The organism is Corynebacterium vitaeruminis, assembly GCF_001054325.1.
Lineage (GTDB): Bacteria > Actinomycetota > Actinomycetes > Mycobacteriales > Mycobacteriaceae > Corynebacterium > Corynebacterium vitaeruminis_A.
The window spans coordinates 1-16,152 of the sequence record NZ_JVVM01000009.1 but is presented as its reverse complement, the minus strand read 5'-3'; the positions used below and the strand labels follow the sequence as shown (position 1 = coordinate 16,152).

Sequence of the window (16,152 nt, the reverse complement as noted above, 5' to 3'; positions counted from 1 at the left end):
AGTTTTGCTTTAAGAATAATTTTTACGCCCCACCGTAAAACGATCACGGCCCGCAAAGTCCCGATGGACTTCTACATCAGCGTAATCCCAGGTGTCCTTCAGCAGTGAACTGACATCGCCACCTGAAGAGTCATCGTGCTCGATGCCGACGACTCCACCCGGCCGCGCCAGTGCATCTACCAGGTTCATCATAGGTCGAATGACATCTAGCCCATCGTCGCCACCAAAGACCGCCGAGTGCGGATCAGCCCTCACTTCGGGATCAACCTCGGTGTCTTCGGGCACATACGGAGGGTTGGACACAACAATGTCGGTCTCGCCTACCCAATCCGCTAGCGCAGCACCGTCGCTTATTAGCCGAACATCCGTGACATCGCCAGCAATCAGACGTACACGCCCATCGCCATAGGTCTCGATGTTCTTCGCAGCCCACGCCCGTGCCCGCTCAGAGAGCTCCACAGCCACCACTTCCGCTTCGGGTACAGCATCGGCAATCGCCAACGCCAACGCACCGGATCCGGTACACAGGTCGACGATTTTCGGCTTGACGACGTCACTTGCGACCAACTCACGGGCTCGGTCTATCGCCCACTGCGCAAGCAGTTCCGTCTCCGGGCGGGGCACGAAAACACCGGGTCCGACCTGCAGTTCCAGGCTCATCATCGGTGCCGTGCCAAGGATGTGTTGCAGTGGCTCACGAGCCGCTCTGCGGACTAGCATCTCTGCCAGCTGTGTGCGACCAGCCTCATCGGTGTACGGTTCGTCTCCGCGGAAGATGACATCCGCTGGCCCGGCATTAGTAGCGGCTGCAAATAGCGCTCGTGCGTCGGCATCCGGGGAGGCCAGCGCGGCGTCGTCAAGCGTGCGGCGCGCATAGCGCAACAGCTCGCCGAGAGTACGGACGGAATCCGGTAACGTCGGCGAACTATTTTCTGCGGGCGTGGGACTACTCGGCTTCAAGACGTTCAGCGCGCTCCGCATCGTGGAGAGCCTTGAGCAGGTCATCCATGTCGCCACCCAGCACCGAGTCCAGGTTGTGAGCCTTGTAGCCGATGCGGTGATCGGAAACGCGGTTCTCCGGGAAGTTGTAGGTGCGGATGCGCTCGGAACGATCCATGTTGCGAACCTGCGACTTACGCTGGTCGGAGGCGGCCTCGGCGATCTCATCTTCCTTCATCTGCTGGAGTCGAGCAGCAAGGACCTGCAGGGCGCGGGCCTTGTTCTGAATCTGCGAACGCTCCTTCTGACAGGTAACGACGAGGCCAGTTGGCAGGTGAGTTAGGCGTACCGCGGAGTCAGTGGTGTTAACACCCTGACCGCCCTTACCGGAGGAACGGTAGACGTCGACACGCAGATCCTTTTCGTCAATCTGGATGTCCTCGACCTCGTCGGGCTCCGGGTAGACCAGCACGCCAGCCGCGGAAGTCTGAATACGGCCCTGTGATTCGGTGACCGGCACGCGCTGCACGCGGTGGACGCCACCTTCGAACTTGAACACGCTCCACGCACCGTCGCGGGACGGAGTCTTGGCGCGGATGGACATGGTCATGTCCTTCACGCCGCCGAGATCCGACTCGGACAGGCCGAGGATTTCGGTGGTAAAGCCGTGCTTTTCGGCGTAGCGCTGATACATGCGAGCAAGCTCACCTGCGAAGAGGGCCGCTTCCTCACCGCCGGCACCAGACTTAATCTCCATAACGATGTCATCGCTGTCGTGCGGATCGCGCGGAGCCAGCAGGTCAGCGAGCTTCTCCTCGAGTTCCTCCGACTCAGCGGCGAGACGCTCAGCCTCAGCTGCAAACTCGGAGTCCTCGTAGGCCATCTCACGAGCTGCCTCCAGGTCATCCTGGACCTGCGTCAACTTCTTGTGAGTCTGAATGACCGGCTGCAACTCGTTGAAGCGCTTGCCGACTTTGCGGGCCGCCTTCGGATCGTTATGCAGTTCGGGGTCAGCCAGCTGTGCCTCGAGACCGTGGTACTCAGAGAGGATGTCGTCAACTGCGGAAACCTGATTAGCCATTGAATATTCCTTCAAGTTGTGATGGGTGAATGCTGGTCAGTGCTGAGGTTTTTTGGGAAAGCGCGGCGCTGTGTCACCGCTCCTTGTGGCTAACCCCAGCTAAAGCATGTCGTCCACATCAACATCGGCGGCCATTGGTGCAGAAGAAGCCACCTGCATCAGGAATTCCTTGTTGTTACGGGTCTTCTTCAACTGCTTAATCAACAGGTCGATAGCAGCCTGCGACTCCAGCGCGGAGAGGATGCGGCGCAGCTTGTGCATCACGCGAGCCTCCTCCGTGCTGAGCAGCAGCTCATCCTTACGGGTACCCGAGGGGTTGACATCCACTGCCGGGAACACGCGACGCTCGGAAATCTTGCGGTCGAGCTTGAGCTCGGCGTTGCCGGTGCCCTTGAACTCCTCGAAGATCACGGTATCGCCTGCCGAACCGGTCTCCACCATCGCGGTGGCGATAATGGTGAGGCTGCCGCCCTCTTCGATGTTTCGGGCAGCACCCAAGAAGCGCTTCGGTGGGTACAGAGCATTGGAATCCACACCACCGGAGAGGATTCGACCCGATGCCGGCGAAGAGTTGTTGTACGCGCGGCCAAGGCGGGTGATGGAGTCCAGCAGGACAACGACATCCTGCCCCTGTTCCACCAGGCGCTTTGCACGTTCAATCGCGAGCTCAGCCACTGCCGTGTGATCTGACGGCGGGCGGTCGAAGGTAGAAGCAATAACCTCGCCACGGACACTGCGCTGCATGTCGGTGACTTCCTCCGGGCGCTCGTCGACAAGCACGACCATCATGTAGCACTCGGGGTTGTTCGTCGCGATAGCGTTCGCGATGTTCTGCAGAATCGTGGTCTTACCGGCCTTCGGCGGCGAAACAATGAGTGCGCGCTGGCCCTTACCAATCGGCATAATCAAGTCGATGACGCGAGTGGTGAGAATCTTCTGCTCGGTCTCGAGACGCAGTCGGCGGTTCGGGTACAGCGGGGTGAGCTTAGCGAAGTTCGGACGCTGCTTTGCCTGCTCCGGATCGAGACCGTTAACAGTTTCGACCTTGACCAGCGGGTTGTACTTGCGGCGATTACGGCCGTTGCCATGAGTGATCTGGCCCGAACCATTCTCGCGAGGCATGCGTACCTGACCGGTGACAGCGTCGCCCTTGCGCAGGCCGTACTTACGAACCATCTGCGCAGAAACCAGCACATCGTTCGAGCCCGGTAGGTAGCCGGAGGTGCGCACGAATGCGGTCTTGTTATCTAGCACATCGACGATGCCAGCGACCGGCTGGAGAACGTCATCCTCGCGGATTTCATCCTGACCGCCGTGTCCCCCACCGTTGTTATCGCGTCCGCGACGGTCGCGGCGATTGCGACGGTTGCGGCGGTTACGGTTGCCACGGCCATCGTCGTCATGGTTGTTACGGTCATTATTTCGGTTGTTGCGGCCACGACGGTTGTTGCGGTTGCCACGGCCGTCATCATCGTTGTCACGGTCGTGATTGTTGCGATCGTTGCGGTTATTGCGGTCGTTGCGATCGTTACGATCACCGCGGTCGTTCCGGTCGTTGCGATTATTGCGCTCGCCCCGATTGTCGCGGTTGTCATCGCGATTATCGTTGCGATCATTGCGATCATTGCGGTCGTTGTGGTTACTGCGGTCGTTGCCGTTATCGGAATCGTCGCGGCTATCGCTGCTGCGATCGTCCTGATTCTCCTGCTCGCGCTGGCGAGCGCGGTTACGACGATTTCGACGCTGCTGTGAGCGAGACATCTCCTCGCGGCCGTCCGCGTTAGCGTCATCACGCTTATCGTTGCTCTTGTCGCTCTTGTCGGCGCTCTTGCTGGAATCGTTGTCCGCGCGTTCCGACGGCGATTCCTTGGCGTCCTTCGCCTTAGTGGCGGTATCCGCAGCTGGAGCCGCGGCCTTCTTCGCGCGGGTCTTCCGAGCGGGAGCGGAACCGGCAGCCGGGGCCCCATTCTTAATGGCCTCAATCAGCTCATGCTTGCGCATGGCGGAGATGCCGCGAATGCCCTTGCTAGAAGCGATTTCACGCAGTTCTGCCATTCGGAGGGCCGCAAGATTCTCTGGGCCGCCTGCCGTGGCAGTGGTGTCCGTATCGGTCACGGATGTCCTTTCATCGACCTTCCCTGCAGTCACTCTCTACAGGGGCTACGTCATTGACACTTTTTCGCTCTGACTGCCCGCCACCGCGTGTGCTCCGTCGTCGAACCTTTACCACGGGCGGAAAAGTATCCGCAGATGACGGGGAATTATCGAAAAAGCCAGGCAAAAGACCTCGACATTAAACTGAACCGAGGCATCTTGCCTACATTATTTCCGCATCTCAAACCCGAGCAGCCGGATTGAAGATGGTTAGGAAAACTTAGGTCCACAGCACCGCAAGACTATGTAGCCGCGCTACTGATCTATGTGTTTTCAATATCACGCTGCGCCATCACGTTGTGCGAGCAACGGCGAAGGTCAACTGAATGCGGAGTACATGAAGAGGTACGTATATAACCGCGTATTGAAAACGACCTATTGCCCAAGGATAGTCACCAAATAGTCAGGTAGCAACACTAGTTCTCAGCTGCGTTTCGCTAGGTCGCGGGGCTGCGAGTCGGTACTGTAGAGCTCATGCGCAGTACGATGCCTCTTATTCCTCTCAACATCGCTCAGATTGTGGAATACGGTCGCACCATTCATGGTCGGACTCCGGTGACCTCCTGGAACAGCGACGGTCCCGAGACCACCACCTTTGCCGCCATCGCAGCTCGTGCCAGCGCACTGGCGCATGCGCTTCGCGATGAACTCGGAATCGACGGCGACCAGCGCATCGGCACCCTGATGTACAACTGCGCCGAACATTTCGAGGTTTTTCTTGGCGTTGCCTCCATGGGCGCGGTATTCCAGCCGCTGAACAAGCAGCTCATGCCAGATCAGATTGTGCACATTATCAATCACGCCGATGACCAGATCATTATCGCGGACCCGACCGAGATTGAACTGCTTGCCGAAATTCTTCCCCACTGCCCGTGCGTCCGTGCTGTCGTCATCATCGGTGTTGGCGACCTCTCGGCCGTGGCTGAACCGCTGCCAGATGGCATCCCGTGGTACTCCTACGAGGCACTCATCGACGGCCGCCCCAGCCGCTTCGACTGGCCCGAACTCGACGAACACTCCGGTGCGGCCATGTGCTATTCGACGGGCACCGAGGGCGCACCAAAAGGTGTTGTCTACAGCCACCGTTCGCTGTACTTGCACAGCCTGAACATGCGCACGACGGATTCCTTTGCAATTTCGCATGGAAACCCGTGGCTATGTTGCGTGCCCATTTACCACGTCCTTTCCTGGGGCGTGCCGCTGGCTTCCTTCATGTGTGGGGCTTCGCTGATTTTCCCCGGCGCTGACCTGTCCGCACCGCGTCTTGCAGAAATCATCGAAACCTCGATGCCACGCGTGGCACAGGGCGTGCCGACGCTATGGATTAACCTCATGGCGCACTACCTCAGCAATCCGCCGAAGCGCATGAGTCTGCAGGAGATTTTCTCGGGCGGTTCCCCTGTCCCACCTGCACTGATTCGACTATGGGAAGAGCGCTACGGTGTCGATGTCATCCACTTCTGGGGCATGACCGAGACTTCGCCTATCGGTACTGTGGCCCGCCCTCCGTACGGCGCCTCCGGTGAGGCCCGCGAACGCTATCGAGTTAGCCAGGGACGCTTTCCGGACATCATGCAGTTCCGCATTGTTGACGACAAGGACCGCGTGCTCGACCTGCATGACCGCAACCAGGGTGAGCTGCAGGTACGCGGTAACACGGTCACCGGGCGCTACTACAGCTCTCCGGAGGCTGAAGATGGCGGCACCGCACACCTATTCCGAGGCGTTGAAGTCGACGAGGCCAACGAACAGTTCACCGAGGACGGATGGCTTCGCACAGGCGATGTCGGCTCGATTACCCATGACGGATACCTGACTATTCATGACCGCGCTCGTGATGTCATTCGCTCCGGCGGTGAGTGGATCTACTCTGCACAGCTGGAGAACTTTGTAATGGAAATCCCCCAGGTGCTCGAGTGCGCAATTATCGGTATGCCGGATAAGAAGTGGGGTGAGCGTCCGCTGGCGATTACTGTGCTGATGCCGGAAGTTGATCCGAGCAAGGAAACTGCTGAGCTGCTCCGCGATCAGCTGCGGCCAAAGCTGCCGAAGTGGATGCTGCCGGAGTACTGGGCCTTCGTGGACTCAATTGATAAGACCTCTGTGGGTAAGTTCGACAAGAAAGACCTGCGCTCGTACTTGAGCGCAGGTCAGTTCAGCATTGTGAAGTTGAAGGGGCCGGGCGAAAAATAGGTCGCTTCGCCGGCTCCGGCTCGGCCCCTGGCCGCAGGGACTGCCTAGCTGTCAACCACGACCTTGACCGGCTCGCCGATTCCCAACTCCATGACCTTGATGCCAGCCTCGCGGGCATCTTCCAGGATCTTCTCATCCACGGCGTTAGTTCCCAGCACCATACAGGTCGGGCCGGCACCCGAGAGGAATGCCGCATAGCCACGGTTGCGCAGGCGGTTTACCCACTCTGCGGTCACCGGCAGCACGTCGGAGCGGTACGGCTGGTGCAGGCGGTCTCGCGTGCCCTCCCACAGCAGTTCCGGGTGGGACTGCAGTGCTGCGGTCATAACCGCAGTGCGGGAGACATTGAAACGAGCGTCGACATGCGAAACGTCGCTCGGCAGAACCTGACGGACTGCATTCGTGGAAGCGTGGAATGCTGGTACGAGCGCAGTCGCCTGAATGGACTCGTGCACTGGAATGCTGACAGCTCGATACTGTGGCGCAGTGCGGCCGTCGACAGGCTTGTCAGTCCAGCTGACCACTGCCCCGCCGAGGACAGATGCGCCAGCGTTATCCGGGTGGCCTTCGAAGACTGAGGATTCCTGAATTACCTGGTCGTCAGTAAGCGGGAAGCCTGCCAGACCATTAGCGGCAGCCACACCGGCGACGGCGGCGGCTGCGGAGGATCCCAGACCGCGCGACTGCGGAATGGTGTTGTGGCAAACGACCTTCAGGCCCGGTGCTTCGACGCCTGCGGCGCGAAGACCCGCGCGAATCGCGCGTACAACCAGGTTAGATTCGTTGCGCGGCAAATCGACTTCGCCCTCGCCGTGAATTTCGACAACGACGCCGGACTCGATGACCTCGACCTCGACGATGTCGTAGAGCGCAACGGCAAGCCCCAGGGTGTCGAAGCCCGGACCCAAGTTCGCTGACGAACCTGCAACCGTGACAGTGACCTTCTGACCCGGGAAAAGCTCCTGTGCCATTTAGATATCCATTCCTTCGATACGAATGACGTTGTTGACGGCCATTACCGCGTCGTTGGTGCGCAGCTCGCCGACCGTTGCTTCCAAATCCTTCTCCAGTGCCTTGTGGGTCACGATGACCAGGCGAGCGCCGTTTGCGCCCTCCTCCTGGCGGACGGTGCGCAGGGAGATGTTGTGATCCGAGAAGGTGCGAGCGACATCGGCAAGCACTCCGACGCGATCATCGACGTGCAGATCGATGTGGTAGCGGGTGCGAACGTCGCCGAAGTCCAAAATCGGCAGATTGGCGTAGGTGGAATCTCCCGGTGCACGACCGCCGTGGACGATGTTACGAGCAGCGGCAACGAGGTCACCGAGCACTGCGGAAGCAGTTGGATTACCACCAGCACCGTTGCCGTAGAACATCAGGCGGCCCGCGGCCTCGGCCTCAATGAAGACGGCGTTGAAGGACTCACGCACAGTTGCCAACGGGTGGCGACGTGGAATCAGCGCCGGGTACACGCGGGCGGAGATGGACTCCTTGCCATCCTCGTCCTTGACACGCTCACAAGTAGCCAGCAGCTTAATGGTGCAGTCAGCGCTCTTGGCGGCTGCGATGTCGTCGGCAGTGATCTGGGTGATGCCCTCGCAGTGAACATCACCAGCAGTCACGCGGGTGTGGAATGCCAGGCTGGCCAGAATGGCAGCCTTGGAAGCGGCATCGTGGCCCTCGACATCTGCAGTCGGGTCGGCCTCTGCGTAGCCCAGGCGGGTGGCCTCTGCCAGCATCTCGTCGTAGTCCGCACCGGTGGAGTCCATCGCATCAAGGATGAAGTTGGTGGTGCCGTTGACAATGCCCATGACCTTATTGACAGTGTCACCGGCCAGCGAGCGGCGCAGCGGGCCGACGACCGGGATAGCTGCAGCCACAGCTGCCTCGAAGAAGAGGTCGACACCCGAGGAATCGGCAGCCTCAGAGAGCTCCTCGCCGTGAGCTGCAACAAGCGCCTTATTGGCGGTCACAACCGACTTGCCTGCACGCAGCGCCTCCAAAACAACGCGACGTGGGTAGTCAATACCGCCGATGACCTCGACTACCAGGTCAACGTCATCGCGCTGAACCAGCGAAAATGCATCGTCCGTGAGAAGATCCTGATCCACATTCGGGCGCGGCTTGGTCTTGTCGCTCACAGCAATGCCAACGACCTCAACCGGGCCGCCGATGCGGCGCTCGAAGTCCTCAGCCTTCTCGTTAAGCAGGCGGTAAACCTCAGTACCGACTGTGCCAAGACCTAAAATAGCGACACCAACCTTGTGGCCCTCGCCCTTTCCAGGATTATTCGTTGCGGCAGTCATAGTGGCGTTTCACACTCCAGGCTTAGTAAGTCTTGTACGGTTTCTCGTCTTAACAGTTGGGTCGCTCGACCATCACACACCGACACTACTGGTGGTCGCGTCAGCATGTTGTAGCGGCTGGCCATTGCGTAACAGTATGCCCCAGTAGCAGCCAGCGCGAACAGATCACCCTCGACAATGTCGTTCGGGTAGTTCGCGTCATTAATCAGAATGTCTCCCGATTCGCAGTGCTTTCCGACGACGCGGGTGGGAATCCTGGAACCTGACACTTCACGATTAACGATGCGACCATCATAGTTGGAGCCGTAAAGCGCCGGACGAATATTGTCGCTCATCCCGCCATCGACCGATACGTAACGACGGGTCATGCCGTCATCGATGGTCACATCCTTCAAAGTGCCCACTTCGTACACCGTGACCATGGACGGGCCCACGATGGCACGACCTGGCTCAACGGCCACAGTCGGAGTCGCAATGCCGATACGCTGCGCAAGCTTGTCGACGGCAGCGAGGATCTCGTCGGCAAGCGGAGCAACCTCGAGGGGCTGCTCGCCGGCGGTGTAGGCGATACCGAAACCGCCGCCGAGGTCGAGGGTGTTGAAGTGCTCGGAGATTTCAGTGCCGTGGCGTTCGACGAGCTTTTCCACCAGCGAGAACACGCGCTCAGCAGCGAGAATGAAACCGTCGGAGTCGACAATCTGGGATCCGATGTGGCAGTGCAAGCCAATCAGGCGCAGATTGTCGTCCTCTTCTACGAGGCTGGCTGCTTCCAGCGCCGAACCGGACGCGAGAGAGAAGCCGAACTTCTGATCCTCGTGCGCAGTAGCGATGAACTCGTGAGTGTGTGCCTCCACACCGGGCTTTACACGGACGAGCACGTCCTGCACCACACCGGCTTCAGCCGCGACCTGGGACAGGCGACGCAGCTCCGAACGGGAGTCCAGCACAATCTTGCCCACGCCAGCTGAAATAGCATCCTGCAGCTCTGCGGTGGACTTGTTGTTGCCGTGGAAGGTCATGTCCTTGGCTGGGAAACCCGCAGCTAGAGCAATAGCCATCTCATTGCCGGAGGCGACATCGAGATGCAACCCTTCCTCCATTACCCAGCGGGCAATGGTCTTCGACAGGAAAGCCTTGGATGCGTAGTGGACATTTTCCGCACCGCGGAAGGCCTTCGTCATCGCACGGCAACGAGAGCGGAAGTCCTGCTCATCGACGACAAAAACCGGGGTGCCAAACTCCTTGGCAATGTCGACCAAGCTCACGCCACCAACTTCCACCGAACCGGGATTCTCCTCGTCATCACCACGACGACGGGCGGTAGTTGGCCAGACATGCGCTGGTAGTTCATTAAATTGGGTAGAATCGGGGCGGGTGTAGCCGCCAAGCTCGAATCCATTGCCGTCGATAGGCACGAAACAGCTCTCTTTCTCCGTCACCCTGACGGGGCCACGGGGTGTGTAGTTTTTGCGGGCACTTTCGACTACATGCGCTCTGGTGCGGTAACACCGAGCAGCTGCAGAGCATTGGCCAGCGTCTGGCGGGTGGCCTCAGCCAGGCCGAGACGAGCGCGGTGCAGCTCGGATACCTCTTCGTCGGCCTTCGGCAGAATCTGGCAAGTGTCGTAGAAACGGTGGAAGACACCGGCAAGCTGCTCAGCGTAGCGGGCAACGCGGTGCGGTTCCCGCAGGTCAGCTGCAGATTTGATGATGGCCGGAAACTCGCCGATGGTGCGGATAAGCTCACCCTCGCGGTCTTCAACCAGCAGGGAGAAGTCGGCACCCTCACTGGTCACACCGGCTTCTTCGGCACGGCGACCGATTGAACACAGACGAGCGTGACCGTACTGGACGTAGTAGACCGGGTTATCGCTGGACTGTGAAGCCCACAGGCCCAAGTCAATATCCAGGCTGGAGTCCACGGAGGAACGAATCAGCGAGTAGCGAGCGGCATCGACGCCGATCGCCTCAACCAGGTCGTCCAAGGTCACTACTGTGCCTGCACGCTTGGACATCCGGACAGCCTTGCCGTCGCGAAGCAAATTGACCATCTGGCCGATGAGCACCTCGACGCCGTCGGCGTTGTAGCCCAGCGCGGCAGCGGCGGCGCGCAGACGTGCGATGTAGCCGTGGTGATCGGCACCCAGCATGTAAATGCACAGGTTGTGCCCGCGGTCGAACTTGTTCTTAACGTAGGCGATGTCACCCGCAATGTAGGCTGCATCGCCATCGGACTTGATGACCACGCGGTCCTTGTCGTCACCGTAATCGGTGGACTTCAGCCACCATGCGCCGTCAGCTTCGTAGAGCTTGCCGTTTTCCTTCAGGGAATTGACAGCTGCTTCCACCTGACCGGACTCGAACAGCGAGTTTTCGTGGAAGTAAACATCGAAATCGGTGCCGAACTCGTGCAGAGACTCCTTAATGTGCTCGAACATCATGTCCACACCGATAGCGCGGAAGTGCTCCTGAATTTCATCCTCAGAGCCCTCGAGCGCCTGCGGGTTCTTCTCCATCACAGCAGCAGCAATGTCCTGGATGTACGCTCCGCCGTAGCCATCCTCCGGGGTCGGCTGATTGCGAGCGGCGGCAACCAGGGAGTCGGAGAAGCGGTCAATCTGGCGACCGTGGTCATTGAAGTAGTACTCGCGGGTGACCTTGGCGCCCGTGGCGGACAGGACACGACCGAGAGCGTCACCGACTGCCGCCCACCGAGTACCGCCCAGGTGAATTGGGCCGGTCGGGTTTGCGGAAACGAACTCCAAGTTCACGTCGAGGTCGGAGTTGAAGTCGGCATGGCCCCACTTCTCCCCTGCTGCCAAGACGTCCTCGACGATCTTGCCCTGGGCATCGGAGGCCAGGCGGATGTTAATGAAGCCCGGGCCTGCAATGGTCGCTTCATCGATGCCCTCAGAAGCGCCGAGTGCTGCGGCAATTTCAGTTGCCAAGTCACGCGGCACCATGCCGACGCGCTTGCCCAGCTGCATGGCAATATTTGTTGCGTAGTCGCCGTGCTCAGGGTTACGCGGACGCTCGACAGTCGGGTTCTCCGGCACGATAGAGACATCGGCATCGTGGGACGTCAAAACCTCGACGGTGACTTTTCGGACTAGGACAGCAAGATCAGCAGGATTCACGATTGCCTATCCTATTAGGTCAATCGCAGTCGTGGAAACATCAGCCACCAAAAGATTCATTTGAGGGGCATCGGCAGGTCGTGGAGTCCGACTGCAACTAACCATTTTCACGATCCAGGCGAATTTGCGTTGAGAACAGATTTAATCCGAGCCTAGGCGTAGCATTCAGGTAGGAAAATATTGCCTTATCCTCAACCCATTTTGGAGCGACCGTGAAAGTAGCACTTTTCGCGACCTGCATCGGGGACATGATGTTTCCGGATGCAGTGAGTGCGACAGCCAGAGTCCTCACGCGGCTCGGATGTGATGTGGTCTTTCCGCCACAGCAAACCTGTTGCGGCCAGATGCACGTCAACACCGGGTACCAGAAGGAAATCCTTCCTCAGCTAGACACCTACGCTGATGCTTTTGCGGATTCCTCGATTGACTACGTTGTCGCCCCGTCCGGTTCCTGCGCCGGCGCCGTTCGCCACCAGCATCCGATGATCGCGGGCCGCTACGGTACCCGTGCCCAAACCCATGCGGCACAGGCCTGCGCGAACAAGACGCTGGATCTCTCCGAGTTCATCACCGATGTCGCTGGTGTGACCGACGTCGGTGCTTACTTCCCCCACTCAGTGACCTACCACTCCACCTGCCACAGCTTACGAGTGCTCAAGGTGGGCGACCGTCCGTGGCGGCTGCTCAGTGCAGTCGATGGAATCGATCTGCGCGAGCTGCCCGGCGCGGCGGAGTGCTGCGGTTTCGGCGGTACCTTCGCAGTGAAGAATGCGGAAACGTCCGCTGCAATGGTCGCTGATAAGACGGCGAATATTCGCGCTACGGAAGCAGAGTTCGTCACTGCGGGCGATGCCTCGTGCTTGCTCAATATCGGCGGCGCGCTGCGTCGCCAGGACTCGGGCGTGCACGCCATCCATATGGCCGAGATTTTGGCCTCCACCAACGATGATCCGTTTGATTTGCACAACCGCCAAGAGGCTTCCCTGCGAGGTGAGCAGTAATGGTCGCAATTAATGTCGGCATGCCTACCCTTCCTCCACGTGCGCCGCGCGGTGTCGGGCATCTGCGCGGTGAGCACGGGTTCACGGCCGCAGCGCACGATGAGCTCAAGAACACGCGCATGCGCGAAAATGTCGGTCATGCCACGCGTTCGATTCGTCAGAAGCGCGCGGACGTAGTGGCGGAGAAGAACGACTGGGAGCAGCTACGCCTTGCAGGCAGCCACATCAAGCGCGATGTCATGGCACGCCTACCAGAACTGCTGGAACAGTTCGAAGAGTCGGTCACAAATGCTGGTGGGCATGTGCATTGGGCCCGTGATGCCGCCGAGGCAAACCGCATCATTACTGGTCTGGTCAAGGAAACCGGCGAGGAAAATGTCGTCAAGATCAAGTCAATGGCCACGCAGGAAATCGGCTTGAACGAAGCGCTCGCCGACGTCGGCATCACCGCCCGCGAAACGGATCTGGCTGAACTCATCGTTCAGCTTGCCGACGATATGCCGAGCCACATCCTGGTTCCTGCTATCCACCGCAATCGCGAGGATATCCGCGAGATTTTCTTAAACGGAATCCCCGGAGTCGACCCGGATCTGGAAGCCAATCCAGCTGATTTGGCCGAGGCCTCCCGCAAGTTCCTGCGCAAGCAGTTTATGGAGGCCAAGGTTGCGATTTCCGGTGCCAACTTCGGTGTGGCCGAAACCGGTACTGTGGCCGTCGTCGAATCTGAGGGCAACGGCCGTATGTGTCTCACGCTGCCGGAGACACTGATTTCGGTGATGGGTATTGAGAAGCTGCTTCCCACCTTCCAGGACTTGGAAGTTTTCTTGCAGCTACTGCCGCGGTCGTCGACAGGCGAGCGCATGAACCCTTACACCTCCCTGTGGACGGGAACCACGGACGGCGACGGTCCGAAGAATTTCCATATTGTGCTGCTGGACAATGGGCGCTCGGCCACCCTAGCCGATCCGATTGGACGTGAGGCACTGAAGTGCATTCGCTGCTCGGCTTGCCTGAATATCTGCCCGGTATATGAGCACGTGGGTGGCCACGCTTACGGTTCGGTCTACCCGGGCCCGATTGGTGCGATTTTGTCTCCGCAGCTCACCGGCATGGATTCCTACGATGATCCGAATGCTTCGCTGCCCTATGCGTCCTCGCTGTGTGGGGCTTGCTTTGAGGTCTGCCCGGTGCGAATTGACATCCCTGCGGCGCTGCTGGAGCTGCGACACCGTAAGGTCACGGAGCACCGTCCGCCGGTGGAGGGCAAGCTCTTTGCCACGCTCGGGTTCATCATGGGCAATCAGAAGCTGTGGAACATGAGCACTAAGATAGCCTCCCTCGCCCGCGTACTCGGGCTGAAGGACGGGGAGATCCACTCGCTGCCACTCTTCCTCAGCGGGTGGTCGGATGTGCGCGATACCCCGATCCCGCCGAAGAAGCCGTTCCGCTCGCTGTGGGGCTCGCAGGACCTGTCCACGCAGCTCGCCCACGAATCCACTAACCAGGTTCCGACGAAGATTAATGGGCTGTCGGATTCCGAGCAATCTGACTCGTCCGATAAGGAGGCCTAGAGATGTCCCATTCCCCAGCATCCGCGAACATTGCCAAGAGCGAAATTCTCGAGCGTATCCGCAACGCTCAGAAGATCGCTTTTGCAGACCGCGACTTGGCCTCTGACGTAGGCATCATCACTGGCGAGCCCGGCACACATTTTGATGTCCCCCGCGATTACGAACGTTCCTCCAATCTGGCGACCGAAGAAATCATTTCGCTTGCCGACGAGCGCATTGCCGATTACAAAGCCGATGTGCGTCGCTGTGGCAGCGCGGCAACGGAGATTAATGAAGCGGTGAAAAAGGCAATTGCGGATGTCGGGGCCTCATTGATTGGTATTCCCGAAGGTCTTAACCGCGAGTGGGTTGCGGGCATGGGTGGCGCTGTTGAGGAGTCAGCTGCTGGTGATTCGTCGGTTGAGCTGCGGGTCGACACCGGTTTCAACGCCCAAGAGCTCGACGAACTCGATGCGATTGTCACTAGCTCTGCTGTCACCTGCGCCGAGACCGGCACCATTTTCCTGGACGGTTCGGCCACTTCTGGGCGCCGCGCGCTGACCTTGGTGCCGGATATTCATATCTGTGTTGTGCCAGCTTCTACGGTCGTCTACGGCATCCCGGAGGCGATTTCCCGCCTACGCGAGACCGACCCGACCGCTCCTATCACCATGATTTCGGGGCCTTCCGCGACCTCGGACATCGAGCTTGCCCGAGTCGAAGGTGTCCACGGTCCGCGCACGCTGATCGTAATTATTGCTGGGTAGCGGCGAATACTCTCCGTTAAGGACTAATCACCCGACCTTGTCGCGCTTTCCAGTCCCATTTTGAAAGCATTGCTTGCCCAGACAGCGGTTTCACCGAAGCTTCGCAATGTTAGTGTGTCAACATTGCGTTGTAGAAAATGAAACCGACTAATCAGCCAGTTAAAAGAAGTCTGTCATAAGCGCAATCATTCAAAAATTCTCCGCAGCCGATAATCCGCAGCTTCCTGGTACGGCCCCATTCCTGTTTGCGGTCCACCACTAGACCTATATCCACAGACCAAGGGCCAAACCATGACTCCCGATGCCTCACTTCTTGGCCGCAATACCGGGATGGACTTTTCCGGCAAGGACGGCTGGTCGATGTACCACGACACGACCGTCCCCGGCTTCCCCTCCCGCCCTCACCGCGGCTTTGAAACCATCTCGATTGTCGAGGAAGGCTTTGTTGACCACACTGATGCCGAGGGCGCACAGGCTCGTTACGGCGAGGGCGACACACAGTGGCTGACCCACCGGCGCCGACGGGTAAGCAGGCAAAGCCACACTTCCAGATGTTCTGGGCTGAAGACACTCCGCACGTCGGCGGCACTGATGACAATGGCCACGGCTACTCGGCGCATGGCCGTTTGATTCCAACGATCCGGCTGCGTCCTTTGAAGAGGGCCAGTTTGCCCGCTACGCCGATGACACGGTCAGTCGCCCAGCCAATTAACCGGAATCTCCGACGCGCTGCACATGTGAAACTGTTCGACTTTATGGCACTTTCAGGCCATTTTTCGGGTCATTTTTGCTATAAGCGCACTCACTAACTTGCATTGAGGTAAGTAGCAAATGGTGCCCATCCGACGGCACCCCGACCGGACACACTTTTGTCTATTACCCCCCACCCCGCCACCAGCTAAAACAAAAATCCCTCAAGCAATCAGGCGAATCTAATCAAACCTAACCGCTTAAGGGATAAATCGTGCCCCCGAGGTGTCTGGTTCGGTGACATCGTTCCGCATGTCTCATGAGATCGTTCCGGT

12 protein-coding genes are annotated in these 16,152 nt (G+C 59.2%); 5 read left to right on the top strand and 7 right to left on the bottom strand.

What is annotated here, in order from left to right; all coding sequences use genetic code 11:
• Positions 1 to 9: 9 nt before the first annotated feature.
• The 3 genes from prmC to rho form a co-directional block, all read right to left on the bottom strand.
• A complete protein-coding gene (gene prmC / locus ADA16_RS02205; protein WP_048758883.1) occupies positions 10 to 960 on the bottom strand; it encodes a peptide chain release factor N(5)-glutamine methyltransferase in 951 nt (316 codons plus the stop codon).
• Positions 947 to 2,020, bottom strand: a complete 1,074-nt coding sequence (prfA, locus tag ADA16_RS02200) for a peptide chain release factor 1 (protein WP_048758757.1) — start codon at positions 2,018 to 2,020, stop codon at positions 947 to 949. Before prfA ends, prmC begins: the two co-directional genes overlap by 14 nt.
• A 99-nt stretch (positions 2,021 to 2,119) precedes the next feature.
• Positions 2,120 to 4,135, bottom strand: coding sequence for a transcription termination factor Rho (gene rho / locus ADA16_RS02195; protein ID WP_048758755.1), 2,016 nt, complete (start codon positions 4,133 to 4,135; stop codon positions 2,120 to 2,122).
• 513 nt (positions 4,136 to 4,648) lie between these two features.
• Here rho and ADA16_RS02190 point away from each other — a divergent pair.
• A complete protein-coding gene (locus tag ADA16_RS02190; protein ID WP_048758752.1) occupies positions 4,649 to 6,367 on the top strand; it encodes a long-chain fatty-acid--CoA ligase in 1,719 nt (572 codons plus the stop codon).
• A 44-nt stretch (positions 6,368 to 6,411) separates the two neighbouring features.
• Here ADA16_RS02190 and thrB read toward each other — a convergent pair whose 3' ends face one another.
• The 4 genes from thrB to argS form a co-directional block, all read right to left on the bottom strand.
• Positions 6,412 to 7,338: a homoserine kinase gene (gene thrB, locus ADA16_RS02185; protein WP_048758750.1), complete on the bottom strand. Its 927-nt coding sequence runs from the start codon at positions 7,336 to 7,338 to the stop codon at positions 6,412 to 6,414.
• Positions 7,339 to 8,673 carry a homoserine dehydrogenase gene (locus ADA16_RS02180; RefSeq protein ID WP_048758749.1) on the bottom strand — a complete coding sequence of 445 codons (1,335 nt, stop codon included), beginning with the start codon at positions 8,671 to 8,673 and terminating at the stop codon, positions 7,339 to 7,341. It lies immediately after the preceding gene.
• Positions 8,670 to 10,088, bottom strand: coding sequence for a diaminopimelate decarboxylase (gene lysA / locus ADA16_RS02175; protein WP_048758747.1), 1,419 nt, complete (start codon positions 10,086 to 10,088; stop codon positions 8,670 to 8,672). Before lysA ends, ADA16_RS02180 begins: the two co-directional genes overlap by 4 nt.
• Before the next feature lie 68 nt (positions 10,089 to 10,156).
• Positions 10,157 to 11,758 carry an arginine--tRNA ligase gene (gene argS, locus ADA16_RS02170; RefSeq protein WP_414629640.1) on the bottom strand — a complete coding sequence of 534 codons (1,602 nt, stop codon included), beginning with the start codon at positions 11,756 to 11,758 and terminating at the stop codon, positions 10,157 to 10,159.
• A gap of 263 nt (positions 11,759 to 12,021) precedes the next feature.
• Here argS and ADA16_RS02165 point away from each other — a divergent pair, with 263 nt between their 5' ends.
• The 4 genes from ADA16_RS02165 to ADA16_RS10890 all read left to right on the top strand — a co-directional run bounded on the left by ADA16_RS02165 (position 12,022) and on the right by ADA16_RS10890 (position 15,757).
• Positions 12,022 to 12,810, top strand: coding sequence for a (Fe-S)-binding protein (locus ADA16_RS02165; protein ID WP_048758744.1), 789 nt, complete (start codon positions 12,022 to 12,024; stop codon positions 12,808 to 12,810).
• Positions 12,810 to 14,381 carry a LutB/LldF family L-lactate oxidation iron-sulfur protein gene (locus tag ADA16_RS02160; RefSeq protein ID WP_048758742.1) on the top strand — a complete coding sequence of 524 codons (1,572 nt, stop codon included), beginning with the start codon at positions 12,810 to 12,812 and terminating at the stop codon, positions 14,379 to 14,381. Before ADA16_RS02165 ends, ADA16_RS02160 begins: the two co-directional genes overlap by 1 nt.
• 2 nt (positions 14,382 to 14,383) lie before the next feature.
• Positions 14,384 to 15,127 (top strand): LutC/YkgG family protein, encoded by a 744-nt coding sequence (locus ADA16_RS02155; protein WP_053084288.1) that lies wholly within the window; start codon positions 14,384 to 14,386, stop codon positions 15,125 to 15,127.
• 291 nt (positions 15,128 to 15,418) lie between these two features.
• Positions 15,419 to 15,757, top strand: a complete 339-nt coding sequence (locus ADA16_RS10890; RefSeq protein WP_414629638.1) for a pirin family protein — start codon at positions 15,419 to 15,421, stop codon at positions 15,755 to 15,757.
• Positions 15,758 to 16,152: the final 395 nt, after the last annotated feature.